Genomic DNA, 25,770 nt, shown 5'->3' with positions numbered 1-25,770 from the left:
GAGGGGATCGAAAAGCCAGCAGCCTTATATTTCATCCCCTCACCCTAGCCCTCTCCCTGAGGGAGAGGGAATCAGAAAGCTACTAACTTAACGCCATTGGTCATTAGGGGAGCGGGCATCCAGGAGCTTCACCCCTGAACTATTGCTTATTCTCCCTGGATTCCCGCATTCGCGGGAATGACGTCTCGTCTTCTCTCAGCGTAAGAGCCTACTCCTAAAAGGAACTAGGACGTAGCTGTCGCCCGCTATACATTCACGCCCGCAAATTGAGCTCTGCGCCGCCGCTCGCTGGTAGAAAAAATAATCCTTGAAAATCCTTACTTGAACTCTCGATTTTCAAGGATTATGATCACTACGTGATAGATCGACAATCAGCCTTAGTACGCGTTCGACAATCCTTCCGCGTCCACCCGTCTGTGGCGATCGAAGGGCCGCGGCAATGCGGCAAGACGACGCTAGCTCATGCGTTTGTGAGCAAAGAGAAGCAGTGGACGTTCTTTGATTTGGAGAAAGCTGTGGACCGGCGCAGGCTCGATACGCCGGAGCAAACCCTGGGCGGACTGCGCGGATTAGTTGTGATTGATGAAATCCAGCGCAAGCCAGAGTTGTTTGAAGTGCTTCGGGTGTTGTTGGATCGCCCCAAAGCTCCCGCTCGTTTCCTGTTGCTGGGCAGTGCGTCACCTACGCTCATTCGTGGAGTCTCGGAATCGCTGGCTGGGCGCGTCGGTCTGGTGGCTTTGAGTGGATTTGACGTCCGTGAAATCGGATCTGACAATCTCCAACAGCTGTGGCTGCGGGGCGGATTCCCTCGCTCGTATCTCGCTGCCGACGAAGAGGCTTCGGCAGAGTGGCGAGAAAGTTTCTTGCAAACTTTCTTAGAACGTGACATGCCACAGTTCGGCATCAACATCCCAGCCGAGACCTTGCGGCGCTTCTGGACGATGATCGCGCACTATCATGGACAAGTCTGGAATGCTGCGGAGTTTGCCCGAGCGCTTGGCGCGAACGAGACTGCTGCACGCCGGTACCTCGACATCCTGGCAGGAGCGTTCATGGTGCGCATTTTGCCGCCTTGGTTCGAGAACGTGAAAAAGCGACAGGTTAAAGCACCGAAAATTTATGTCCGCGATTCAGGGCTGATGCACACGTTACAGACGATCCGTTCGGCAGATGATCTTGCCGGTCACCCCAAGCGTGGAGCCTCGTGGGAAGGGTTCGTAATCGAGCAATTGCTCGCATGTCTAGACACCCGAGGTACCTATTTCTGGGGCACACACGCTGGAGCGGAGTTAGACCTGCTGGTTACCGTGCGTGGAAAACGACACGGATTCGAGTGCAAGTACGCTGATGCCCCCAGCTCGACCCGCTCAATGCACGTGGCTCTGGAAGACTTACGCCTCACACACCTATGGGTCCTCTATCCCGGTAGTGAACGCTATACGCTTGATGACAACATTACTGTCGTACCTGCCAGCGAGATTCCCACGCTCGCAGAGGAACTGAAAACAGAAAAACGCCATACTTGATGTCATCACTGCAGACCAGAAAAGGAGGAGCGCCCTATAGGCATCCTAGTTGAAATGGAGACACGAGAGATCTACACCACCCTTCGACAAGCTCAGGGTGTACGGGTGCGAGCTTGCACGCGTTGAGGTTTGTCCGTTCATGCTGAGCCTGTCCAAGCATGGAGAGTAGTCACACGGCAGATTTCATTTAGGAGACCTATAGCCCTCTCCTTAGCAGGGAGAGGGGATTCTAAAACCGCTGTCAGGCGACAGGAAAGCGTACCGAAGCTATACCCCATCTGGCCGCACGATACGTTCAAGGAATGACCATTGTCCGTTGATCTTCACCACGCGGTCTTCGTATTCACCACACAGCGCGATAGTAGACACGCCTTCTTTGGTAGTGGACAACGCGCGCCGGTGACGGCGGAGCAAGAAACAACAGTGCCAAAATCGCGGCTATTGAAGTACGAGACGATAGCGTACGCCACATGCGACTCTGTACCCGCCCGTCGTGTAGCAAACCAGTCAGAGGAGGTCCACGCCATTGTGCTGGGTGACGCGCTTACGGCGTTGCTCGTTGTCGTTTCGTACACGTGCCGTGGCCATTGTGGTTGATCTCGGTTTCAAAACAAATCAGACAGATCAATGGTGACTCCTGGCAACAGCAGTGGCGACACGGCAGAAAGATCTGTCAGTGTTTGCACATCCTGATACCCTGTCGCTGTCGGCGTGCGGTGCACCAGGAATCGCTGGTTAGATAAATCCGCCAGCCATACTTCCGGGATACCGTGACGAGCGTAGAGCGGCAGCTTGATTTGTGTGTCGTAGGCAAGCGAGGAATCAGATACCTCGACGATCAAAAATACGTCCGCAGGAGTAGGATGGGAACTGCGATAGTGATCCGAGCGGGGGCGTAGCAACGCGATGTCAGGCTGGGGTTGGGAATGCTGGTCAAGGAACACTGGGTTTTGTACCCTCACCATGGCCTGCCCGCGACAAGCTACGCTAGCCGCGTCAGCGATGTAATCGACCGTTCCTGCATGCGGACTGCCAATTGGTGGCATATCGATAATCTCCCCCTCGATTAACTCCACGCGGGCCTCCGGCGCGAACATGCCAGTCTCGGCCATGCGATGGTACTCGGCCACCGTAAAGCGATGACGTTGGAGAACGTCAGTTGTGGTGTTTAGCATTGCGCGTTCCTTAGTGTCGTCGATGAACAACGGAAGAACTATAGTGAAATAACGGAACATTGCCAATCAGAAAAGAAGCCTCCCTGTCTGTTGTGCTGCTCCGTCAAAGATCCAGGGTCTGGTACTTGGTTGTCGCCAGACTCTGTGTCTGTAGATTCCACTCGATCATGAAGATGGCTGAACGCTCTGACTGCAAGGACAAGAGGCGGCGACCATCCTTCACAATGACGCTCTCGGCCTCGGTAAAGTCTAAGGTGCGGTCGGGTCCGGTGCGATTGCAAACCAACAGTGAGAGTCCAGTATCACGAGTACAGCGTTCCCACTCCCCATTCGGTCCATACAACCCCGGTGCCCAGGCGGCACTGGAGACCAGCAGTTGTGCTCCATCGCGATGGAGCTGCTGGGCGATCTCTGGCGAATAGGCATCGGCGCAGATAAGCATGCCGACACGGTCATACGGTGGAATGCGAATCGGCAGGCTGGGCGCTCCCGGCGTGGCCCAGGCCTCGGCGCCGACGCGAAGGGGGTTGATCTTCCGATGTCTACCAAGAAGCTCGCCGGTTGGCCCCAGCACAAACAGTGAATTGTAGAGCTTCTGGGTGTCCGGATCACGCTCGGGGTGTGAAAGGACAAGAGTGATCCGTAACCGCGCAGTAAGTCGGCACAGTTCGCTCATCCACGCATCAGGTTGCGACATGATCCAATCCGTCCCAATCTGATCGGCAAAGGTATACCCACTCACACTCAGCTCAGGGGTGAGAATCCACCGCGCTCCCAGAGCAGCGGCTTTACGGACGGCTGCTACGATGAGCTGTTTGTTATGTGAAAGATCGGCGGCACGCGGGGCGAGATGCAGGAAAGCGATAGGGAGCGAAGGCGAAGCGGTCATCTGGTTAGGGGTAACGCCCGCTAGTCTCAGTGTTGCGGCGCTCAAAGCACTCGTCTTGAGAAATTGGCGGCGTGTAAGAGCGCGAGGAGGCACCATCCTGTTCTTCTCCTGGTGTATGTTAGCTGGGCACGCGGCCTGCGTGTCACATGCTACAGCAGGTGGTGAATACTCCGGCACGCTCGGTTATTCTAAAACCGGAGACGGTGGTTACAAGTACACCGTGCCGCCATCGACCATGATCGTTTGCCCGGTGACGAATTTACTCATGTCACTGGCGAGGTACAGAACGGTGCCCTCCAGATCCTCGGTTTCGAGGGTCTTCCGCAAGGTCTGATTGCGCTTGACGGCTTCGGCAAAACGCTCGCGATTTTCCTTCATCATCTCACTTGTTCCCGGCGTATCAACCATTGTTGGTGCAATCGCATTGACGCGAATGTTATCGCGCCCAAGTTCACGCGCGAGCGCACGGGTGAAGCCGATGACCGCGCCTTTCGAGGTTGCGTAGTGTAAGGCGTTGGCAATGCCATAAACGGCCGCGAGCGAACTGATATTGATAATGCTGCCGCCCCCTTGCTGTTGCATGGTTGGGACTACAGCTTTGCAGCACTGCCATAATCCTTTCACGTTCACCGCCATACACGCATCCCACTCGGCTTCGTCAAGCGTATGAAACCTTCCAGCATGAAGATTGCCATACATTGCGGCATTGTTGACCAGAATATCGATGCGTCCATAGGCCTGGAGCGCGGCATCAGCGACAGTTGTGGCACTGTTCGCGTTGGCGACATCCGCGGTCGTTCCGACTGCGCGTCCGCCAGCAGCGACAACGGCGGCCACTGTCTCCGCGCACTCACGTATATCCGTAGCCATCACCGCAGCTCCTTCACGAGCGAGCGCCACACAATAGGCGGCGCCGAGGCCACGCGCTGCGCCTGTGACAATCGCCACTTTTCCTTCCAAGTTCCCCATCGCGTCCTCCTTCCTGTCGAGTAAATTCCTTCGGGCGGGAGTAGACTATAAAATAGATGCGATCGTATTGCAAATGCATTGCATTCGCAGATTATTGAGTGCGGATTTATTTGCAATTTAATTGCATTCATAGTCTTTTCCTGATATCTCCTCGTTACTACTGTCGTGGAGGTTGCTTGGCGAAATCAATACCTGCAGAAGCCCCGCTTTCGGCGTCGCCGCTCCGCTCGACGCCGACGGCACCTACGAGGCTGAGTGGCGATGCCACCAGGTTGGCCGCAGGGGGCCGACGTATGGTAGAGCCTCCAGAATTGGCCGACGTGATTGACTGGTTTCTCGCTGCTGAGCCGTCATTGCCACGCGAGCCGTTTCAGCTTACTCCGTATCTGAGAGTGAGCGACCCCGCCAAAGCCTATGCCGCCTGGCGGATCGATATTGCCTCGACATCGTCCGTGCGGAAACAGGTGCTTCTGCAAGAGTTACAGCAACTGCGCGAATGTGTGGAACGTGGTGGTGTGTCTTCGGCGAGGCACTCAAGAGCAGATGTGAAGATCATGCCGCCCCCATCGCCACGCATCGTGACCGCAAGCTCACGTATTGTGACTCCTGAACAGCATCGCCGTGAGCAACGACAGACCAGGGAGGTAGAACGATTGGGCCGCGGTCCACGGTATTCGTCACAATAGAAGCCGTCAGCAGGGTAAGAATTCCCTCTCTCTGAGCGCGACAGAACCTAAAAGCGCTTCTGAGCAGTACGAACGCTGACCATTTCCTTCACTCGTGCCTGGGAGGTCCACACAAGGAATATGCGGCAGCCGATAACGCACGAACGTGTTGCCGAGTGGCAGGTCAATTGCTTGCTGGTTGAATTTGCACGTCCAGATCATCGAGTGGAGTGACAACACGCTCACCGCCGGCTAGACGAAGACGCAGGTCTTGATCGGACAGTATCATCGCTTCTCCGTGTGAGTGAAATATTGTGGACGGATATCGCTCTCATGCTCCGCTGGGCCGTTGGGCGTGCTTTGGACGATGGGCTTTGATGACGGACTCGTGAGTTTCTAGATAGGGACCGCCAATGAGGTCGATGCAATAGGGGATGGCAGGGAATATGGCACCCAAACAATCGGCGATGGCTGGCGGATTTCCGGGAAGGTTCACAATGAGCGTACGACCACGCACGCCAGCAATCTGCCGAGAGAGAATGGCGGTCGGAGTAACTTTGAGTGATGCACTCCGCATCAACTCGGCAAAGCCATCAAGGAGGCGGGGGCACACATTGGCGGTGGCATCGGGTGTGATGTCACGCGGAGCCGGACCAGTGCCGCCGGTGGTGACCACCAGACAACAATGTTCCTGATCGCAGAGCGCACGCAGCGTCGCTTCAATCTCTGGCTGTTCATCGGGAACCAGTCGCGCAACTGCTTCCCAGGGCGTTTGCAGCACGTTGCTGAGCCATGCCTGAATGGCGGGCCCACCTTTGTCTTCGTACTCCCCCCGACTGGCACGGTCTGACACGGTGACAATACCGACACGTACGCGTTGTTCCATAGAGTCTTTCCTCCTTGATGCTACCAGTGGTCATGCGATACCCGAGCAGGCGCTACGGACTGGACGAATGTTCCGCTCGGCGTCCTTGCCGTGTGATTGTAAGACGCGAATACAAGAGTGAGCGGGACGCCTGTCAGAAAGGTCTTTACTACTTTTGCATCTGAATTGCAAAGAGAGAGTGGTTCTGACGCTACCGCAGCGCCACAGAAGATCGCGCTGTTTTGTCGTTTTCTCACGCGTGCTTCTGATCCGTGGGACCAGCAGTGTTTCTTGCGCGCGGGGGCGTGGTTCTTTATCATCGGCACGTGACAGCATCGCTTTCGACTCGATTCTTTGCCACGCCTCGTGATGCGGGAGCCAAACGACGGCAGACCAAGCAGCGCGACGCGATTCTGCGTGTCTTACAAGCCGCCAGTGGCCCGCTCGCAGTACAAGAGATCCACACCCAGGCGCAGCGTGAGCTGGGCAAGATAGGAATCGCTACGGTGTACCGTACACTCAAACTGCTGCAAGACGATCAACACGTGGCGCCGGTAACAATGCCCACCGGTGAAGTGCGCTATGAGATGGCGGGACTGGGGCATCATGTCCATTTTCAGTGTCGGTCCTGTCGTCAGGTGGTGGATCTGCCACCCAGTACCAAAGCATTCCTGCGTGGGATGCGCGTGCCGGCGCAATTTGTGGTGGAAGCGTGTGAAGTGACACTCTACGGCCTTTGTGCGCAGTGTACGTAAGCGCGCGCGATAGCAACAGGCACTTTTCCTCTTTCTTGGAGGAGAGAATCTCGCGACGCTTCTGTGCGCGAAGAACGTTGCGCGTTGTCCTTACGTTGTGACGGCTAACGGTTCACTCGCGAAGCCTGCGGTTATGCCACGGCTGCGCACTGGTCACAGCGGCCTTTGAATTGAATGGTGATCGCGCCAGCCTTCAGCGCCCGACTGAACTGCGTGGGAGAGGAGATCTGGATACGGACACCAAACAGGCATGAAATCGCTCCACACTCGGCGCAGACAAAGTGAGGATGTTCTTGCTCTGGGCCTTGTTCTTTGTAACGAAACTCAAAGCGCCATGTGTGATCCCCGACGTCAATACGCGACAGCAGGCCACCTTCGGTTAGGTCGATGAGGTTGCGATAAAGCGTGGCTTTATCAAACCCGGACGCTGAGAGTGCGCGGCACACTTCCGCATGACTGAGCGGTTTTCCTGCTGTCTCTAACAAGCGTAAGACGGCAATACGGGACGCGGTGCCGCGCAGCCCTGCTTCCCCAATAGCTTGACGTTGTTCGCAGTGCATAGCTGACTCGTAGAATCTCTCTGTTCGTTAATTATATGAAATATAAAATACATATACAACAACGTTGCAATAATAAAAACGGCCAGACCGCTCCAGTTCTTTGGGTCAATTGCGCACCGTAAGGCCGTCAACCAAGGTGTTGCGATAGGCTTTGATGGCTGGAATTGCACCAATGCCCAAGCCGCTGCCGACGACGAACGCGAGGTACAGCAGTTCCTGTGTGGTCAACGTGCGCAACGGAAGAAACAGTCCAACATGTTGTTCGATAAGCGGCTGACCCAGGACGAGAATGCTGTACATGAGGCCAATGCCGAGGCCAATACCGACGATGCTGAGAAACCCAGACTCAATAATCAGTAACGAGAGAATGCGTCGAGGACTAGCGCCCAGAGCGCGGAGCACGGCCATCTCGCGGCGTCGTTCATTGAGGGAGGCGTAGAGAGCAATCAGCATGCTCAATAACCCGACAGTCAATACCAGGATGGTCACAATCCAGAGTGTCTGCTCAGCGTAGCCGATCCCACGCCACAGCTCACTCAACGTGACGCCGGGGATAATCGCCATCAGTGGTTCATCGGCAAATTCGTTGATCTCCCGCTGTAACCGCAGCGTATCAATACGACTGCGGCTGCGCAGGAGGAACGCCGTAATCTGCTCTGGAGCAGGTGGGGATGGGGACACCGTGCCTGGAGGGGGCGTCTGCTGCTCAGGTGTCTGCTGCCAGCTCGCATGAATCGCGGTCATTCCTTCCAAGGTGACGTACAAGGCACGATCGATCGGCGTCGCGGTACGTTGCAGAATCCCCACGACGCGGAATGGGTGCTCCTTATGGTCAGGCAGGCCTTTCCCGCTGACGAGACCGTGCGCCACGACGATCATCTGATCAAGCTGATAGCCTAAGGTCCGCGCGACTTCTGCACCGATGGCGACCTCAAAGGTCGCTGCTGGCGCCCGGCCCATCGTAAACTGCACCTGTTGGTCTCGGCGATAGCGATACTCACGATAGAAATCGTCGGTGGTGGCAACCACACGAAAGCTGCGATGGCTGTCTCCAAGCGAATACGGAATGGTCCATTGCACGGCAGGATGGCGTTTAAGTTTCTCGTATGTCGCATACGAAATGTTGTTGGTGGCAGTCCCCATGTGGAAGACCGTATAGAGCAGCAGCTGGAGGCTCCCGCCGCGTGCACCGACGATCAGGTCGGTCTGGCTAATGGTATTGGTGAAACTCTCGCGTGCCCCGGTCCGTACGAGTTCAACGCCAATGAGGAGGGCTGTACTCAAGGCGATCGAGAGCGTGGTCAGGGCAGTCGTCAAGCGTCGGTTCTTCAATGACTTGTAGGCGAGAGACAGAAGTACCATAGGGTTCCTTGTGCTCGACGGTGTTCAATTGGGGCAACGCAAAGGTGCGATCGAAGAACGGTTGTAAGGTGCGATCGTGGCTGACGAAGATCAACGTCGCTTGGGTGGTGCGACAGCACTCAAATAAGAGGGTGAGAAAGTCTGTGCGCATATCATGATCGAGTGCGGAGGTTGGTTCATCGGCGACGATAAGCTCTGGGCTGCCAAGCAAAGCCCGAGCTGCGCCCACACGTTGTTGCTGACCGACACTGAGGGTGGTGACGGGTTCGCGCAGTACGTGGCGAAGACCCAGGCGGTCTGACAATTGTTGCACTGCCTGATCAAGGGAGACGTTACCGAGACGTTGTCGACGCGCCGGGTGCAAGCGGCAAGGTAACTCGATGTTCTCTTTCACGTTGAGGTACGGGATGAGATTGAACAGCTGAAAAATGTACCCGATGTGTATGCCGCGAAACGCGTCGCGCTGGGTATTGGTCATGGTGGTGAGATTGTGTCCAAGGACGGTAACAGTTCCACTGGTGGCGGTCAGGACACCTGCCAGAAGTCCTAATAGCGTGGTTTTGCCACTGCCACTTGGACCAAAAATGAAGACATGCTCTCCTTGTGGAATGATCAGGCTGGGGATCGAGAGTACGTCGACCGTTGCTCGATAGCCAAAGCGGAGTGATGTCAGAGCGATAGCATCCATCGTGCGTTATAACTCAACGCTGCCGTTGTCGTTGGTGATGGTTGCACCAAGCTGCTTCGTCTCTGTCAGCACTTGGATCGTCAGTTCGCGTAACTCGGGAAAGACCTTGGTGACATGAAAGCGAACCTGACTACCGGCCAGCGGCTTTTGGCAGGCGACGGTGAAGTCGGCCTGGACTTCGGTATGCGATCGGGGATCGTGATGCTCCTTGTGTCCTGCCGGCTGCTGTGTATGGGCGCGTTTGTCGTCAGCAACGAGTCCGATCTTCTGTTTGATAAACTGACAGAGGCGATCCGCCGGAAAGGCGACCATGCTCCCTATCTGCTGTTCGATCTGAGAGAAGGCCACCGCCTGGGCCTTTTTTTCAGCGTCGGTGCGAGCGGCGTGCTCGAAGCCGTAGAGGCTGGCGCCTGGGGCAATAAATTCAACCGTGGCGCGAGTTCCCTCAACCACGATGTTGATCCGCGCCTCACCGTGGACATGCGCGGCGTGACCTGGGTGCGCCGTCCGCGCAAATGCCAGTGGGGGACTCTGTTGTATGTACAGGGCAAGAGTGATGAACACCCATCTGGTGAGGATCATGGTGCACCCTCCTCTTCGAGTGGTTGGGTCGATATCCCCGTCATCTGGTAGGACACGTCGCCATAGGGGCTGGTGCTTTTGGCGACCTTGAGACGCCCCTCGACCCAGAGCGGTTGCCAAAAGTCGAACGTGATCTTTTTCTTTTTTTCCATCAGGACGTGCACGATCTGGTTTGGTGGCGGGGGCGGGACATGAATACACGCGCCAAAGTAGGGAACCAGGAGAAACTCCGACACCACAGTCTCCTCATCTTCGAGCGGAACAATAAAACCAGGCACCCGTACCATGGTCCCATTGAGTTGCTTGATGGCGGCTGGAATCTTGCCGCGTTTGTAGTCCAACTTCTCAAGGGTCTCCCAGGTGACGTCGGTTGGGGAGCCTGCGGCATGCGCAAGAGACGGGACGCTGAGTGGTTGCGAGAGCAGTAAGCGATTGGGCTGGTGGACGCAGGGAACGCCCGAGAGGAGTCCACAGAGAACGATCACCGTGACTTTCTTCACCTGCATAAATCCTCCGCTGCAGTGTCCCACGTGCGCGGGCACCGCCTACATGTCCCTACGCGTGAAGCATACAGACACGTGTGTTCAGGAGAACTCACGTAACATAGGTTACATGCAATTAAAATGCAATAGGTATGTAGTCTCAAAAATACTCTTTCCCCCAAGCTCGTGCTGTGATCTCTCGAAGTCAGCTACTCCCTTAATGAATTGCCCAGTGCGTTGTCAAGTTTATTGAGACTCACGTGGATGCAATGCAGCGGGAACCCGCGCCAGGTAGTCTTGCAGATGGAGTTGAACGTTCTGCGGTTCTTTGAGGTCTTTGTAGACGTGGGCCTTATAGAAACTCAGTCCTGCCTGCACATAGCCAATTTCGTCAGGTGTTAACTGCTGTAACGTTGGGTCTTTCTCTGGTGGGACGGCGGTGAACAGTTGATCGTAGAAGGCGACTAACGTGGTCGAGGCGAACCAGGAACTGCTACCAATCCGTTGCTGACGCTGCGTAATCGGTGCGAGATATTCGATAACCGGGTGATCATCAGTATTGAGTGGTGCGTCAGCGAACAAGTGTTGATGCTGATTCAAGGTGCCCGCATAGAGCAAGCCTGTGACTGCTGAGCGTAGGCTGTCGGTCGTGCGTAGATGGGTAAAGTCGAGCGGGGTCGCCTCAGGGTGGCCAATGAGGGCGACGATCGGCTTGTCGGCAAGAAAGTCACCGCGCCACAGTGTGACTTGCGGAAAGACGCTGAGCAGCGTCTTGGCGATAATCAGGAATTCGTGCTGCGAGAGTTGATACAGTGGTAACCACTGGGCAAACAGTCCACCGGGATTGAGTCGTGTACGGACAGTCGCGAAATGTTCCTGGGTATACAGACTGCTAGTGCCGGCGTGCCATGGGATAAACAGGTCGCTGATAATCACATCATACGTTTTGGCGGTGCCGAGGAGATAATTGCGACCATCCGCCACAATGACTTGTGAACGTGGGCTGGTAAACAGATTGTTCGTGTGTTCGTGGAAGTAGGTGCGGGCGGCAGTGACCACCTCTGGCAACAATTCACAGGTCACGACACGCTGGACCGTTGAGGAATCAAGCGCCGCACCAGCAGTGATCCCTGTTCCCATTCCAAGAAAGAACACCGTTCGTGGCTGCGGGTGGATCGATAAGGGAAGCTGCGCCTGACGTTGTTCATATTCCTTGCCGCTAGTTCCGCCCAAGGTGTAAAAATTATCTACCTTCAATCGTATGTGCTTGCCGCGTTGCACGACTGCGACTGTCCCGTGTCCACTCTCCCATACCTGAAGCAGCGATTCTTTTTGCGGGTTGATCCGCAATACTGGCAAGGTTGCTGGAGAAAGCACTGAGGCGAAAATCAGAATACCGATCATCGGGGCAAGCTGTAACAGCCAGTGTGAACGCGTCCACTGGTTGGCGACCACCAGCGCGAGCAGAAAATAGCTCATCGCCATCACCTGGATGCTGGTCCACAACCCGACTAATTCCAGCAAAACAAAACCAGTCAACAGTGAGCCCAGCACGGCGCCGACGGTGTTGATTGCCGTCAGGTGTCCCAATATCTGACCAACACTGGAGCCTCCCTGTGCGCTTGCTTTCAGGAGATAGGGAAAGACGGTTCCCAAGCAGAGCGCTGGAGCTAGCAACACCACATTGGCAGAAAAGAAGAGGGTGGTGAGGTATGAGTTCCATCCCTCTTGCGCGGCCAGATAACGGAGTCCGTTGGTGAGGCGATAGAACACAAGTGGTGATAAGCCGACCAAAATACCGCTCAGAGTGAGGAGCGTTGTTAGTACAGAAGCTACAACAAACCGGGTGCGGCCCAGGAGGTGTGCAACACCAGCACCGACAGCGAGAGCCAGCAAAAAGGTCATGAGAATGACAGCGAACGAATACACTGAATTGTGCAGAACCTGGACAAACATGCGTGTCCAGAGCACTTCCAGGGCCAGCGCAAGGAATCCTGAGGAGAACGCGATGACGGTCACTAAGGATGCTGGAGGAGGGGAAGTTTGAGCTGCCGGGCGCTTACGGTCAGCAGGGGGAGTCACTGAATGTTCAGGTGCGGAATCGTGCGTTAGGCTCAAGCGATACGCGATCGCGGCGACAAGCATATTGGCGGTTGTTGCCCAGAGATACGACGTACGGATTCCGAAGAGTGCGGGCAGGTAGAACCCGGCAAGGAACGCGCCGGTTGCTGCACCTAGCGTGTTCACCGCGTACAACAGGCTTGCGGTTGGTCCCAGCTCTTCCCGGCGTCGAATCAGGTACTGCCCCATGACTGGCAGAGTTCCTCCCATGCAGAGGGTGGGAGGAAGCAGGAAGAGGGCGGCCAACGTGAATTTAACGAGAAGAAAGAGTCCGGGAAAGTCGCCGAACGTGGCAAAGAGCGTTCCATAGCCGCGACGGTATAACGGCAAGAGCACGAACGAGAGCAGGGCTGAGAGACCAATAGCGAGTTCCAACACGGCATACCTGCGCAGGGGCTGTGTGAGCGTCGCGGCTCGTTGTCCGAAGAGAAAACTGCCCAGCGCGAGACCAGCGAAGAACACTGTCAGTGTCGTCGCCGTAGCCTGGGCGGTATTGCCAAACACTAAGCCGAGGTCTCTGACCCACAGGACCTGATAGACAAGTCCTGCGAGCCCTGAGAGAAAAAACAACGTGAAGAGAATAAAGCGAGAGGAAGAAGACTGTGCAAGTGTGGAGGAGGCTACGACGGTCATGTCTTCTATCGCCCAATGGTGTCTCCCAGCTTCATACCCGGTTGCACGGCTATCAGGTATCCACCGGCGGTCAGTGGGGTTGGTACCTCCAATTTACGTACTACTTGTTTGCTTTGTGTGTCAATGACCGAGAGAATGCGTTCTTTATCGCCAGAACCGGCAACCGCAAATGTCATATCGGGGTTGACGGCGATGTGACTGGCAGGGGCACCGACTGGCGCGTGACCAACAATCGCGGGCTTTCCGTTCAGGTGCTGTGCACTCCGTGCCATTATGCATCCCTCCTCATCAGAAATGCGCGTGTCTTATCTCAACCACAGAGTATTTGCAACTATATTGTATTATGATATGCAACGTATCCGCATTGCTATTGTAAGTAGAACACGGGACGACGGGAGTACGCACTCTGCAGGAACACGGAGTCACTATGCTGAAGAACCTGGCTGGTCGTGGCGCAGCGAACAATAGTCAGAAAATCAAGGAGGTCAAACACTGGGTGCAAGAGAGCTTGGCTCTGCCACCTGAGACGACCATTCTCATTACCGAACTGACCTGCACTGAGCCTGGGTGCCCACCTTTAGAAACGGTGATCGCTCTCCTCCGCGGTCCGGGGGACAACGTGCAGGAGAAGATCCATCGCAGCATCGCGGAGGTGACGAAAGAAGAGATCGAAACGCTATGTACGCGCTTTCCATTAGTAACCAACGCAACACGTAACGCGTAATACGCAACACGTAAAGGAGAGAATCTGTATGGCAACAGAAGGTACGGAGAAAAAAGTTCCTGTCACCGTTTTGACCGGCTTTCTCGGTGCGGGAAAGACCACGTTGCTCAATCGCATTCTGACGGAGAATCACGGCAAGCGCATTGCCGTGATTGAGAATGAGTTCGGTGAAATCGGGATCGATAATGATCTTGTGGTCAATGCCGATGAAGAGATCTTCGAGATGAATAACGGCTGCATCTGCTGCACCGTTCGTGGAGATCTCATTCGCATTCTCGGTAACCTGATGCGGCGCAAAGACAAGTTTGACTACATTCTTATCGAGACCACTGGTTTAGCTGATCCCGCACCAGTCGTGCAAACCTTCTTTGTCGATGACGAGATCGGTGCCCAGCTTGCGCTTGATGGACTGGTAACGGTTGTCGATGCGCATCACATCCATCTGCATCTTGACGAGAGCGACGAATGCAAAGAGCAGATCGCCTTTGCGGATGTGATCCTGCTCAATAAAACCGACCTTTGTACCTCTGAGGAACTTGAGCGCTTGGAGTCGCGCATTAAGTCGATGAATCGTTTCGCTAAAGTCCATCGTACACAGAACTGTGCGTTAGACATGGAGCGCTTGCTGAACATCGGTGCATTTGATCTCAGCAAAGCGTTGGAAATCGACCCGCAATTTCTGACTGATACCGCGCATGAGCATGACGCGACTGTGACCTCAGTGAGTATTGATTTGCCGGGCGATCTTGATGACAAGCGCCTCAACAAATGGATTGGCGAGTTACTGCGTGAACGTGGCACCGACATCTTTCGCATGAAAGGCATCTTGAGCCTCAAAGGTGAAGAGCGCCAGCTTGTCTTCCAAGGGGTTCACATGTTGTTTGATAACGCTATTGGTCGTCCGTGGGGACAAACACCACGCGGCAACAAGCTCGTTTTCATTGGCCGGAAGCTTGATCAAGAAGAGTTCACCAAGGGGCTACGGGCGTGTCTTGCGTAAGGCAGGGAACAGGGGACAGGAGGAGAATATGTCCGGTTGGCGTCCAAAGCGAAAACTCCCCAAACAAAGTGAATTACCACAACAATGGTCGACGGCTCTTCCTGATTATGTCAACGCATTGCGTTTCTCACCTGCTGGCACGCTGCTTGCCGCTGCGACCTTAGCAGGCCCAGTGGTGGTTCTTGATGCGGCGCAAGGCGATATCCGCTATCAGCTTGATGGGCACGCCGGCGGGTCCTTTGCGGTTGCCTGGTCACCTGATGGCAAACTGCTCGCAACCAGTGGTCAAGATGGCATGGTTCATCTCGTTGATGCAACAACTGGCAGTCTCGTCGCGCAAATGGAAGGTGGCGACGCGTGGGTCGAGCATGTGACGTGGTCACCCGACAGCCAATATCTTGCTGCTGCCGCAGGCAAAGTCGCGCAGATTTTCTCAGCCCAGGGAAAAATTCTCACCGAGGTGAAATCCCACGCCAGTACCATCTCCAGCCTTGTCTGGTTGCCTCAGGCCGAACTGCTGGTGACATCATGTTACGGTGGTCTTCAGTTTCTCTCTCTTGAAGATGCACAGCCAGTCAAGCGCTACGGGTGGAAAGGTTCGATTCTTTCACTTGTTGTCACCCCAGACGGAAAATATCTGGCATCAGGCAACCAGGATAATTCGGTCCATGTGTGGCGTGCGCACAATGGCGAAGATTTCCAGATGGGCGGTTATCCGACAAAAGTCACAACGCTGGCGTTTAGTGCCAATTCACACACCTTAGCGACCGGCGGTGGCAAAGAGATTGCCCTGTGGGACTTCTCTGGCAAAGGACCGGCAGGAAAGAAGCCGACGATCCTCAACGGTCACACTGGCTTGATAACGGATCTGGTCTTTGCCCGCATGAGCGGTCAGCAGCGACTCCTCTCGGTGGGACGTGACGGTCTCCTTTGCACCTGGGCGCCGAACCTCTCGCCACGCACGATTTCGCTCACTAACGGCGATGCTCCCTTGGAGCGGGTTGCGGCTGACCCACAAGGGCGACTCATTGCCGTGGCCGATAAAGTCGGACGGGTGAGTGTGTTCGTGCATCAGTAGCGACGATCTGCCTTCATTGAGGGTTAGACCTTAGTGGGGCTCACCTGGCAAAACCGGAGGGGAATAAGGGGTATTTATGGAAATGTACGATGCAGCGTGGGCGGAGAATTTTGAGAAATTAGCTGAAGCGGGAATTCCCGGTCGCGAGGGCCTGTTTCGTCTTTGCGCCACGAGCCTTGCCTCACTCCCTGAACAAGCAGAGGTGCTCGTAGTCGGCTGTGGGGTGGGCTCGGAGTCATCAGTCACAGCTTAAGCCGTTAGCAGCAGTAGAATTTCCTCTCCCTTAGGGAGAGGGCTAGGGTGAGGGGATAAACAATAGCGGTTTTGGTCTCTTGGTACCCTCATCCTGACCTTCTCCCTGGGGGGAGAAGGAACCCATACGCGCTGTGCTCCACCTCAAACACAAGGATTTTTCCTTAAGTTGTGAGTGGTGGGTTGAGACCCGTGAGACCCGCAATTCTCATTTTGACCTAAATCGGACCACGCGACATTGGCACACGCATGATTCCCGGCCACGAATGGCCGGGCTACAAAACTGCGCTGGATACATCCCGTCTTCAGCCCCATTCATGGGGCGTCGTACTGTGTAGCCCGGTGATTTATCGCCGGGGGGATACGCGAGACTACTTGTGACGCAGTGTACGAATCTCCTGTGGTCTGATTTAGGTCAACCGTCAATGTAGGCCGGAATAAGCGCAGCGTTTCCGGCAAGAGCGCGCCGGGAACGGCCTGCGGCCTTATCCCGGCCTACAGCGCTGACCCACACCGCTCCATTAATGAGAATTGATGCCGTGTGACAGCCGATGTGGAAGCCGATCACTGCGAAAGTTATGTCATGTTGGCTCATATCAAGTTACCTTGCCACAACTCTTCGAGAAATTGTTGCCAAGGATAAACCTCGATCCGATCGTCGGTGATGCGCTTGTGAGCCTCCCTGGTGACGACAATGCGCCGTGCCCGTGGGTATTCGTCGCCAAAGGCACGCAAGCCTTTCAAGTGATGTGCTGAAAGATTGTCACTGGGTTTACTTTCCACCGCGAGTTCACCTTTCCCAAGAACGAAGTCTACCTCGAACTGAGTTGAGGTCCGCCAGTAGCTGATCGCAAAGCGACGCCCTGAGTAGTGGGCATAGGCGCGTAATTCCTGCCAGAGAAAGTGCTCAAACACCCGGCCAAATGCGTCCGACTGTGGGAGGACTTTCTCTCGACCTGTCAGTGCACCGCACACACCGACATCAAAGAGATAAAACTTCGGTGTCTGGACGACGCGGCGTTTTGGCTTCAACAGAAAAGCTGGGACAAAGTCACCGAGTAAAGTATCGACAAGGATGGCGTAATAATCTTTCACCGCAGCTGCGCTGACCCCAACATCCTGTGCGATGTTGGTGTAGTTGACGATCTCGCCGTTCATGAGTGCTGCAACTTCCAGGAAGCGAGAAAACGCAGGAAGATTACGAACGAGGGCTTCAGCATGGACTTCTTCTTTCAGATAATCGGCGATATAGGCATGAAGCAATTCGCTGGCATCCCCGCTCTGATAAATTTTCGGCAGCAACCCACGTGAGAAGGCGTGTTCAAGGTTAAACTGGGGGATTTCATGCGACACGAGTGGAAAAAGTTCGCGTCGTACGGCCCGTCCGCCTAAGAGGTTTTGACCCGCCCGCCGCAATTTACGAGCCGAGGAACCAGAGAGAATAAAGCGCACCCCGACGTTTTCGATATTCCACTGCACCTCATCAAGAAGCTCGGGAATCTTCTGGACCTCGTCGATAATCACCGGCCCGGCTTTCGGGTTAACTGCACGACAACGCTCACGCAAAGCCTCTGGACGAGACTTGAGCAGGCGAAACTCCGAGGCGTTGAGCAGATCAACGTGCAATGAGTGGGGGAAGAGGAGACGCAGCAACGTGCTCTTCCCAGTCTGTCTGGGGCCCCACAAAAACAACGATTGCCGCGCTGCAATATCCAGCTTAATAAGTCGTTTATACATGCATAAACGACTTACCATCTTGAATTAGTATAGGGAAGATGTATCAGAAAATCCTGACTCTTGTGCGCTAAATCGAACCACGGAAGATTCGTACACTTCGTCACATGCTGTCGTGCTTCTTTCCCCGGCGCTGAAGCACCGGGCTACATAGCAACGCCGGATGAATCCGGCTTCAGCCCCATTCAGGGGGCGTTGTTATGTAGCCCGGCCATTCATGGCCGGGAACGTCGAGTGTACTAATGTCGCGTGGATTGATTTAGGCACTGGCATGCCTCGTTGAAAAGAGGTGAGCGAGGTGCTCATTTCCCAGGCTGGCGTTGTGTCACTTCGGCAATTGTCGCGTCGATACTTGGAGCAAGGGTGCGCAGTCGGTTGAGTTCTTCCAATACGCGGGTAACGAACGTTCGTGTGTCGAGCGGTAAGGTCCGTTGACAGACGGTGTAGCCACGGCCCACGATCTCGTATCCTTTCCAGGTACGCAGCTGGTCACGCGCTTGCTCCAGAAACTGTTTGATAAACTCTTCTTGTGCCGGAAACTCCTCTTCTACATGGAAGTGGATGGGAACGATGCGGTCACGAATTTGTGGCGCTTCGACATAGGTCTCGAAATGAATCCCGCCTTGATTCTCATTGAACCAGCCGTCTTTGTAGAGGTGGAGATACACACCTCGATTATAGAGGTGCCATTCATCGGAAAACCATTTGCTTTGACGGAGACGTTCTTCCAGCTCGCGAAAGAGAGGTTTGAGATCTTTCATAGTGCCTCGTGTTCGATGGGGCGATGAGAGCAACAGTTGTTGATTTCTTGTGTCATGTCCTTAGAAGTCGCGCGGACAGACCGCGATTCCTTTCTCTGGACGGAACTGGCGGCGAGCAAGGGCAGAGGGGAGCGGGTACTGTGCCGGACCTCCCTCTGTGAGCCAGTGACATAAGAGGTCGGTAAGATGTTGAGGCAGTATGCCGCCAAGCCAGAGTGTTTGCGGGGACCGTCCCCGCACGAACTGACGGATGCCGATCACGTTCGACCAACGACACTCGCCTAAACAACGTGTGACAACCACTCGGCCACCAGGAAGGTTGTGTATCGCGTGTTGGAGAGCGTCCAACTGCGCATCATGATCAACGTCGGGGTGTTTCCGTTGGGTTCCGCAACAACAATCTCGACACACGTACACGATGGTTGAACTGGGTGGTACCTGGTGCTGTTCCTGACGTTTGGAGTGGTTCGTGTTCATCATAAGGATAAAGGGCCTTTCAATAGAGTACGCTTATGGCTTTGGCAGGTTTCTGAGAGCCGTTGGTGATACTTTCGTGCGAAACCCGCGTGCTAATCGTCGCTTGCGCTTCCAAGGGGGAGTGGGAAGGTCTGAGGTCCACTGTCGCAATCCGCGCTGCAGATAGCGCGGTTCGAGCCCAAGCACAGTGCACACGTTGTGAAACGAGAGCGGGCTCGCGTCATCATTAGAGAAGAGCCAACGTTCAGCATCACGTGTCAACTGTCGCGCGGATGGTCGTGTTTCTATCCGATGTCGCAGTTGATAGCATTGCACCGCATCTTCCAGAATGGCACGCATGAGTTGTGGTAACCAGGAAGACTGCTCAACGTTCGGCAATGCAAAGCACTGTTCCGGTAGATAATAATTCGGTTGCAGAAGATCCGCCAGCGAAAATACACGCGGTGGTACGGGCGAGGTTGAGGCCCGGGGGGCAGCCGCTGAAGACGTCACCTGGTACGATAGGTCTACCATATTGAAGAATTTATAACATTTGCAATTTAATTGCAATTATAATAATAAAGGTCTCTTACAGCTTCCTATGAGACGGCGCAAAGCAAATCTCCAGCGGTCCTTACTGAGCGAACAGCGGGTCCCAGTGTACCTGATCTCTGGGTTTCTCGGGGCAGGGAAAACCACCGTGTTACGCGGGTTGCTCCATTACACCAAAGCGCAGGGGCTGACAGCCGCGGTGCTGATGAACGAGTACGGAGATGTCAGCATCGATGGTGAGCTGTTGCAAGGCGAAGGCTTTGGCGTCACTGAACTCAGCGATGGCTGTATTTGTTGTACGCTCAGTGTCGATTTCGTTGTGACCATGCAAGCGGTCGCCGCCCGTCGACCTGATGTGATCTACATTGAAACGACTGGCCTGGCGAACCCTCTTGATCTGCTTGAGCAACTGACCAGTCTGTCGCTCCTACCCGTGGTGCGGGTTGCGGCACTGATTGCGGTGCTCGATGCGCGCGGGGTTGTCAGACAGGGGACTGACCTTGGTTATCAGGTCCAGCAATACACAGCGATGGCAGATCTGGTTGTGGTGAACAAAACCGATCTAGCAACCGAAGAACAAATTGCCTCTCTTGTGAACGAAATTTATCAACGCAGTGCGCAAGCAGAAATCGTGCTCACAAAACATGGGCAGCTCGACTTTGGCAAAATCCTCACACGCTCCGTTGCGCACCCGGCGTCAGCACTGCCACATGTCCACACCCCGGTTCACAATCAGGTTGCTACGTTTACCTATTCCTGTCCCCGTGCGTTTGATCCAACACGGTTTGAGGCGTTCTTACAGGCCCTACCCGATGACGTGTGGCGTCTCAAAGGATTCCTGCATGTGGATACCAACCCTCAACAATGGTTACTGCAGTACGATGGCACGTACTTCACGCTCGACAAAGTGACGCTCCGCCCCGCGCCTCTTGACCATCTCGTGTTCATTGGCCAACGGTTAGATCAAGCCGCACTGATAGCTGCCCTTGCTGACTGTTTGCTGTCGGACGATAGGCGACCAACGTAGCTTCTTTGTGATGTAGATCCCCCCACTCTCCATATGCGCACCGCCATTTCCCTTTCCACTACTGACTTGGAAGAGCTCTTTGTTGAAGCTGGCCGACAGCTCGATGTCCCGCTGTCACGCACGTCCGACGAGTTTGTCCTCTCCATGCCAGAGCGATTAGGCAAAGGCTCGTTTCGCGCTATCGAGTTACGCGAGGGATTGAGCCTTTTTTTCTTGGACTATTACCTGGACGTCGATTTACGGCTGCTAACCCAGCGCGATCATAGCCTGTGGGGATCGACTTTTTGTCTGGCAGGTCAGTTTTCCTGCACAGCGCGAGGGCTGAAGGATGAGCTACAGTTTCGTGCAGGAAGCCAGAACGTCTTCGTTGGTTCGACCTCCGGCAGCGTCACCCTCATTCCTAAAGCACAGCCGGTCCATCTGGTAGGGATGCATGTTGCGCCGCAGTGGCTCCAATCCTTGCTAACAGATGAGTCACCCATGCCTCTGGCACTCCAACGTGCCTTGCAGAATTCTACCCAGGATCTTCCGTATTCGTACTCAGACAACGTGACTGCGGCGATGCAAGTGGCGCTCCAGCACTTGCTGCATTGCCCATATCATGGCCCACTGAAGCAGCTCTGTCTTGAGAGTAAAACGCTCGAACTCTTGGTTTTACAATTGGCCGATGTCCCACGCGACCCAGCTCCCTCTCTGCATGCGTCACTTCGCCCGCAGGATGTCGATCGTATTTATTGTGCCCGCGACATCTTGCTCCGGAACCTGAGCCAACCGCCCTCTCTGCTGACACTGGCCAGGCAAGTCGGCGTAAATGATTTCAAGCTTAAACGTGGATTCCGCCAGGTTTTTGGCACCAGCGTGTTTGCCTATCTCCATGAGCACCGCATGCAACAGGCGCGGACGTTGCTGACGCAAGGCGATCTCAGTGTGAAACAAGTGGCCTCTACCATCGGCTACGCCAGCCTTGGACACTTTACGGCTGCATTTAAAAAACGCTTTCGTACTACGCCTGGCGTTGTCAGTCGCACCCGGTAAAAACTCCGCCACGGGATAAAAAAGCTCCTTCACGGGTCTGTTTGTTTCTTTATTTGTGCAACTGTATTGCATATGGTACGCAGCTCCTTGAACGACTGAAGGAATGCAGCCATATGCGCAACAAGCAAAAGCGGATGCTCATCGTCAGTATGGTGCTGAGTGTCATGGTCGAGGGGTGGACTGGTGTCCCGGTAAGTGCACAGCAGCAGTCATAAGCCCAGTCCAACGTGCCACCGCCACAACAACCGGGGACGCCGCCTCATACGCAGTCAGCGAATAGCGTCATTCGCCTCGATACGGTGACCGTCACCTCGCAGCGGCGCGAGGAGAATCCCGAAAAAGTACCGATGAGCCTACGGGCGTTTTCTCAGCAAGAGTTAGATGATCGCGACGCCAGACAGACACGTGAGGTATTCAACGCTACACCAAATGTGACATTTTCCTCGTCGCAAGGCAGTCTGCAGGGAACCAATTTGTTTATCCGTGGCATTGGCTCGGTGGTCTCAGGTGTTGACCAATCAATTGGCGTCTACGTTGATGACGTGTTTGTCGGGGATCCACAAGGGTTTGATATCGATTTTCTTGATCCTGAGCGAGTCGAAGTGTTGCGTGGTCCGCAAGGAACCTTGTATGGCCGAAACGCGCTCGGCGGTACGGTGAGCCTCTTCTCTGCGCTCCCGGAGCATACCTTTTCTTCTTCGCTCAACGTTGAGTATGGCAACTACGACTATCGTAAAGTGCGTACGACCGCAAACCTACCGCTCATCAAAGATACGCTCCTCAGCCGTTTTTCCTTTAATTACACTGAACGTGATGGCACGGTCAAAAACCTCTTCGATGGCAAGCGGATTAACAATCTCGACAATTTGAGTGGGCGAGCCAGGCTGTTGTTCCTCCCGGCTGATAATGTCGAAGTGCATATGATTGGTGAGTACGGGCGCGACAATCTCGTGAATACCGCCTATAGCGATTTCTTCTCGAAGAACCCCCATCGCGTCAGTATCTTCGATCCGTTGAACTATGACCGCGAGGTGTATGGTCTTTCCGGGAAGATCATATACAAGGCTCCTCAGTTTACCCTACATGCGATCAGCGGCTTTCGCGGGGTGAATGTGCAAGGCGAGGGCAGCGACTTCCGTCCTGAGAACGAGGTGTTCCAAGGCTATGTGATCAACCACCGACAGTTCTCACAAGAAGTACGTATCGCTTCTCCGTCAACTGAGCGACTGCGCTGGGTTAGTGGTGTGTTCTACTACCATGAGGATTTGCATTACATTAACTTTTACTCACTGGTTCCTGGGTTGGCGAGCTTTGGGCTCCCACCTGGCTATCGTGAAACCTCGGATGCTAACGTTGCTACTAATAGCTATGCCGTCTTTGGTGATGTTACGTACACGCTGATAGAGAAGCTCGATGTGACGGCAGGCCTTCGTTTTTCACGCGATGAAAAAAACCTTGACTATGCGCACGATAATACCCTGGGCTTACCGCAAGTCTTTGCCGTACGACAAAAAGCCAAACGTGACGCGGTGTTCAACAACTGGACCCCACGCTTCGTGGCCTCGTATCAATGGACTCCGTCAGTGTTGACCTACGCCAGTATCAGCCGTGGGTATAAGGCCGGAGGGTTCAACACGGCATTTGCTGGAAGCGATAAATTTAAGTTCTCCGACGAATCAGCCTGGAACTATGAAGTCGGGCTCAAGACACGTCTGCTCGATGAGCGGCTCGCGCTTAATCTGGCTGCATTCTACTTCACCCTTCGCGACCAGCAGATTAGTGTCTTTAACGGCTTCTTTACCACGACCGACAATGCGAAACGCTCGCGTAGCTTTGGCGGCGAAGTGGAGCTTGCGGCACGGCCTTTTGCCGGTTTCGACTTCACTGCTGGTTTTGGCTACGCCGACTCGACCTTCCGCAATTTTAAGAATTTTCAACCAAACCAAGATGCATCCGGGAATCGTGTTCCTTACGCATCGAAGTTCACAGTCAACGTTGCCGCCCAATATCGTTACCCATTGACGACGTGGATGACGATGATGGTACGTTGGGATTACCTCTATCGTTCCTCCTTCTTGTGGGATGTCGCCAATAAAGTCAAAGAGCCCGACTATTCTCTGGTGAATATTCGCCTTGGTCTTGAGGCCGAGCGGTGGGATTTGTTCTTCTTCATGCGCAACGCACTCAATGAGACATATCACATTGGAGCGTTTGCGGGCGCCAACCCTGGACCAGTTGGGACACCTGGTGATCCACGCACGTACGGTGTCCAAGCGCGTGTCCGGTTTTGAGGAAAGAAGCAAGAATGGGAGGTGTCAGTGGCGTTCGATGTGCCATGTATATGAGGTGGCAATGGGTCCCTTCTCCATCAGGGAGAAGGTCAGGATGAGGGGGAGAAGAATGGTGTTGCTTCTCAAGGAGTCTCGTCATGACTACTGTTGGCGTGTTTCTCTCGACCGCTCACTTTCCTGAACAATCGTATCATGAGGTGTTTGACAATGTTCTCACTTATGCACAAGCCGCCGAGCGGCTGAGCTATGACGCGGTGTGGGTCAACGAGCATCACTTCATTCGCTTTGGCGCCTGCTCGTCATCGCTGGCGGTGGCTGGGTTTCTCCTGGGACACACACGCCGCATTCGCGTCGGGACTGCGGTCGTGCTAGTGCCGCTGCATCATCCAATCGAAGTCGCCGAGCATGCTGTGTTGCTTGATCATCTCAGCGGTGGACGGCTCGACCTTGGCTTGGGACGTGGCGCATATCCGCGCGATCTTGCAGTGTTCGGCTGTCCAATCGAAAAAACTCAGCAAGCGATGTTCGAGAACGTTGACGTGATACTCCGGGCCTGGAGTCAAGAAGCGGTCGGTTTGGACAGTGATCTCCGCCGTTTTCCGCCAGTGTCAGTGACACCGAAACCTCGCACGCAACTACATCCGCCGGTGTATATTGCTGCCGGATCGCCTGAGACGGTGACCTGGGCGGCGCGGCGTGGATTGCCGATGCTGTTTGGTTGGTATCTGTCGATCGATGAAATGGCTCGGCAGGCGGATCTGTATGCTCAGATCGCGAGTGAGGCTGGACATGACCCAGCGACAATTGCCCATGTGGTTGCTGGCATTGGTCATGTCGCTTCCTCACGTGAGGAAGCGACACGCGCCCTCATGGATAATCTGATCTGGTGGTCTGAGGTGGGACAGGCTGCGGGCAGTCATGACGACCTCGCCAAATATGAAGGCTATCGCCATTTACAGCAGCGTGACACTCGCAACAAGGCGCTTGGTATTACAAATCCGCGCGACATGGCACAGCATCTCATTGACGTGAATCCGGTCGGTACCGCTGAACAGTGTCGTGCGTGGCTGCAAGAGGCAAGCGCACGCACAGGCGCGCGACGGTTTGCCGTACTTCTTGATCTTGCTGCGCAGCGTGAGCCTGTGTTGGAGAACCTCGAACGCTTTGCCCATGAAGTTGTAGCACCGCTGACTTCAGCGTCGGCTCAGGTATGACTGTTCACGGTACGAAACAACGCACACCATCTTTTTCTGAGCAGTCAGCTGCGCCCAGCACCCAATCCCTGCAAGCCAAACTCGCAGTGATTGCATGCCTGTATATCGCCTTTGGTATGGCGAGCGGTTTCTTCTACACGGCAGTCCCCGCCATTTTTCGTCAACGCGGTGTCTCCCTCGAAGTCATTGGATTATGCACGTTAACCTATCTGCCGTTTGGTCTTAGGCGGTGGCAGGAAACAACTTACCGCAATAGTGATTGACCGGAGTGGAGAGCCTCTGCACAAGAGCAGGGATGAGAGACGAGACCATTGTGTGCTGGCTTCGGTCTAAGTATCGAAGTCTGGTCGAAGAGCTGGATGAACGCGGGCGAC

The 25,770-nt window shown here is 54.7% G+C and carries 27 protein-coding genes; 11 read left to right on the top strand and 16 right to left on the bottom strand.

From position 1 onward, the window contains the following. Window positions 1-356: 356 nt before the first annotated feature. A complete protein-coding gene (locus tag FJ147_15065) occupies window positions 357-1,526 on the top strand; it encodes an ATP-binding protein (protein MBM4257207.1) in 1,170 nt (389 codons plus the stop codon). 605 nt (window positions 1,527-2,131) lie between these two features. Here the strand turns inward: FJ147_15065 and FJ147_15060 are convergent. The 3 genes from FJ147_15060 to FJ147_15050 all read right to left on the bottom strand — a co-directional run bounded on the left by FJ147_15060 (window position 2,132) and on the right by FJ147_15050 (window position 4,559). Continuing rightward, window positions 2,132-2,701, bottom strand: coding sequence for a Uma2 family endonuclease (locus tag FJ147_15060; GenBank protein ID MBM4257206.1), 570 nt, complete (start codon window positions 2,699-2,701; stop codon window positions 2,132-2,134). A 103-nt stretch (window positions 2,702-2,804) separates the two neighbouring features. Next, window positions 2,805-3,686, bottom strand: a complete 882-nt coding sequence (locus tag FJ147_15055; GenBank protein ID MBM4257205.1) for a carbon-nitrogen hydrolase family protein — start codon at window positions 3,684-3,686, stop codon at window positions 2,805-2,807. Between the two features lie 111 nt (window positions 3,687-3,797). Continuing rightward, window positions 3,798-4,559: a glucose 1-dehydrogenase gene (locus FJ147_15050; GenBank protein MBM4257204.1), complete on the bottom strand. Its 762-nt coding sequence runs from the start codon at window positions 4,557-4,559 to the stop codon at window positions 3,798-3,800. 293 nt (window positions 4,560-4,852) lie between these two features. Between FJ147_15050 and FJ147_15045 the strand changes: the two genes are divergently transcribed. Continuing rightward, window positions 4,853-5,245, top strand: a complete 393-nt coding sequence (locus FJ147_15045) for a hypothetical protein (GenBank protein MBM4257203.1) — start codon at window positions 4,853-4,855, stop codon at window positions 5,243-5,245. 310 nt (window positions 5,246-5,555) lie between these two features. Here the strand turns inward: FJ147_15045 and FJ147_15040 are convergent, their stop codons facing one another. Next, the gene (locus FJ147_15040; GenBank protein ID MBM4257202.1) at window positions 5,556-6,110 is read right to left on the bottom strand and encodes a molybdopterin adenylyltransferase; all 555 of its coding nucleotides are present in this window, start codon (window positions 6,108-6,110) and stop codon (window positions 5,556-5,558) included. A 305-nt stretch (window positions 6,111-6,415) separates the two neighbouring features. Between FJ147_15040 and FJ147_15035 the strand changes: the two genes are divergently transcribed. Next, the gene (locus tag FJ147_15035) at window positions 6,416-6,844 is read left to right on the top strand and encodes a transcriptional repressor (protein MBM4257201.1); all 429 of its coding nucleotides are present in this window, start codon (window positions 6,416-6,418) and stop codon (window positions 6,842-6,844) included. Between the two features lie 131 nt (window positions 6,845-6,975). On the opposite strand, the gene FJ147_15030 is transcribed toward FJ147_15035, so the two are convergent. From FJ147_15030 to FJ147_15000, 7 genes are all read right to left on the bottom strand, one after another. Then, entirely contained in the window at window positions 6,976-7,404 is a 429-nt protein-coding gene (locus FJ147_15030) for a transcriptional repressor (protein MBM4257200.1), read from the bottom strand. A gap of 105 nt (window positions 7,405-7,509) precedes the next feature. Continuing rightward, window positions 7,510-8,766 (bottom strand): ABC transporter permease, encoded by a 1,257-nt coding sequence (locus FJ147_15025; protein ID MBM4257199.1) that lies wholly within the window; start codon window positions 8,764-8,766, stop codon window positions 7,510-7,512. Then, window positions 8,660-9,454 (bottom strand): ABC transporter ATP-binding protein, encoded by a 795-nt coding sequence (locus tag FJ147_15020; protein ID MBM4257198.1) that lies wholly within the window; start codon window positions 9,452-9,454, stop codon window positions 8,660-8,662. The genes FJ147_15025 and FJ147_15020 overlap by 107 nt, the downstream gene beginning before the upstream one ends. A 6-nt stretch (window positions 9,455-9,460) precedes the next feature. Next, the gene (locus FJ147_15015) at window positions 9,461-10,036 is read right to left on the bottom strand and encodes a DUF2796 domain-containing protein (GenBank protein ID MBM4257197.1); all 576 of its coding nucleotides are present in this window, start codon (window positions 10,034-10,036) and stop codon (window positions 9,461-9,463) included. Then, window positions 10,033-10,542, bottom strand: a complete 510-nt coding sequence (locus FJ147_15010) for a DUF3299 domain-containing protein (protein ID MBM4257196.1) — start codon at window positions 10,540-10,542, stop codon at window positions 10,033-10,035. Before FJ147_15010 ends, FJ147_15015 begins: the two co-directional genes overlap by 4 nt. A 222-nt stretch (window positions 10,543-10,764) precedes the next feature. After that, window positions 10,765-13,272 (bottom strand): hypothetical protein, encoded by a 2,508-nt coding sequence (locus tag FJ147_15005; GenBank protein ID MBM4257195.1) that lies wholly within the window; start codon window positions 13,270-13,272, stop codon window positions 10,765-10,767. Window positions 13,273-13,277: 5 nt separating this feature from the next. Continuing rightward, window positions 13,278-13,544, bottom strand: a complete 267-nt coding sequence (locus FJ147_15000) for a hypothetical protein (GenBank protein MBM4257194.1) — start codon at window positions 13,542-13,544, stop codon at window positions 13,278-13,280. A gap of 155 nt (window positions 13,545-13,699) precedes the next feature. Between FJ147_15000 and FJ147_14995 the strand changes: the two genes are divergently transcribed. The 3 genes from FJ147_14995 to FJ147_14985 are packed head-to-tail and all read left to right on the top strand — an operon-like array spanning window position 13,700 to window position 16,074. Beyond that, the gene (locus tag FJ147_14995) at window positions 13,700-13,996 is read left to right on the top strand and encodes a hypothetical protein (protein ID MBM4257193.1); all 297 of its coding nucleotides are present in this window, start codon (window positions 13,700-13,702) and stop codon (window positions 13,994-13,996) included. 28 nt (window positions 13,997-14,024) lie between these two features. After that, on the top strand, window positions 14,025-14,996 hold the full coding sequence (locus FJ147_14990; GenBank protein MBM4257192.1) for a GTP-binding protein: 972 nt from the start codon (window positions 14,025-14,027) through the stop codon (window positions 14,994-14,996). A gap of 28 nt (window positions 14,997-15,024) precedes the next feature. Next, window positions 15,025-16,074, top strand: coding sequence for a WD40 repeat domain-containing protein (locus tag FJ147_14985; protein ID MBM4257191.1), 1,050 nt, complete (start codon window positions 15,025-15,027; stop codon window positions 16,072-16,074). A gap of 667 nt (window positions 16,075-16,741) precedes the next feature. Here the strand turns inward: FJ147_14985 and FJ147_14980 are convergent. From FJ147_14980 to FJ147_14960, 5 genes are all read right to left on the bottom strand, one after another. Next, window positions 16,742-16,921, bottom strand: a complete 180-nt coding sequence (locus tag FJ147_14980) for a hypothetical protein (GenBank protein MBM4257190.1) — start codon at window positions 16,919-16,921, stop codon at window positions 16,742-16,744. Next, on the bottom strand, window positions 16,918-18,063 hold the full coding sequence (locus tag FJ147_14975; GenBank protein MBM4257189.1) for an ATP-binding protein: 1,146 nt from the start codon (window positions 18,061-18,063) through the stop codon (window positions 16,918-16,920). Before FJ147_14975 ends, FJ147_14980 begins: the two co-directional genes overlap by 4 nt. A gap of 299 nt (window positions 18,064-18,362) precedes the next feature. Then, window positions 18,363-18,821, bottom strand: coding sequence for a hypothetical protein (locus FJ147_14970; GenBank protein MBM4257188.1), 459 nt, complete (start codon window positions 18,819-18,821; stop codon window positions 18,363-18,365). Window positions 18,822-18,881: 60 nt separating this feature from the next. After that, window positions 18,882-19,301 carry a hypothetical protein gene (locus FJ147_14965; GenBank protein MBM4257187.1) on the bottom strand — a complete coding sequence of 140 codons (420 nt, stop codon included), beginning with the start codon at window positions 19,299-19,301 and terminating at the stop codon, window positions 18,882-18,884. Window positions 19,302-19,331: 30 nt separating this feature from the next. Continuing rightward, window positions 19,332-19,811, bottom strand: coding sequence for a hypothetical protein (locus tag FJ147_14960; GenBank protein ID MBM4257186.1), 480 nt, complete (start codon window positions 19,809-19,811; stop codon window positions 19,332-19,334). 67 nt (window positions 19,812-19,878) lie between these two features. Between FJ147_14960 and FJ147_14955 the strand changes: the two genes are divergently transcribed. The 5 genes from FJ147_14955 to FJ147_14935 all read left to right on the top strand — a co-directional run bounded on the left by FJ147_14955 (window position 19,879) and on the right by FJ147_14935 (window position 25,659). Further along, window positions 19,879-20,856, top strand: coding sequence for a GTP-binding protein (locus FJ147_14955; GenBank protein ID MBM4257185.1), 978 nt, complete (start codon window positions 19,879-19,881; stop codon window positions 20,854-20,856). A 33-nt stretch (window positions 20,857-20,889) separates the two neighbouring features. After that, entirely contained in the window at window positions 20,890-21,891 is a 1,002-nt protein-coding gene (locus tag FJ147_14950) for a helix-turn-helix transcriptional regulator (GenBank protein ID MBM4257184.1), read from the top strand. 227 nt (window positions 21,892-22,118) lie between these two features. Continuing rightward, window positions 22,119-24,182, top strand: a complete 2,064-nt coding sequence (locus FJ147_14945; GenBank protein MBM4257183.1) for a TonB-dependent receptor — start codon at window positions 22,119-22,121, stop codon at window positions 24,180-24,182. Between the two features lie 137 nt (window positions 24,183-24,319). Then, a complete protein-coding gene (locus FJ147_14940; protein ID MBM4257182.1) occupies window positions 24,320-25,396 on the top strand; it encodes an LLM class flavin-dependent oxidoreductase in 1,077 nt (358 codons plus the stop codon). Further along, a complete protein-coding gene (locus FJ147_14935; GenBank protein ID MBM4257181.1) occupies window positions 25,393-25,659 on the top strand; it encodes a hypothetical protein in 267 nt (88 codons plus the stop codon). The genes FJ147_14940 and FJ147_14935 overlap by 4 nt, the downstream gene beginning before the upstream one ends. Window positions 25,660-25,770: the final 111 nt, after the last annotated feature.

The sequence above is a fragment of the Deltaproteobacteria bacterium genome, assembly GCA_016874775.1.
Classification (GTDB): Bacteria; Desulfobacterota; Binatia; order Bin18; family Bin18; genus VGTJ01.
The sequence above is the reverse complement of the archived record's forward strand: the minus strand, read 5'-3'. Positions and strand labels throughout refer to the sequence as shown.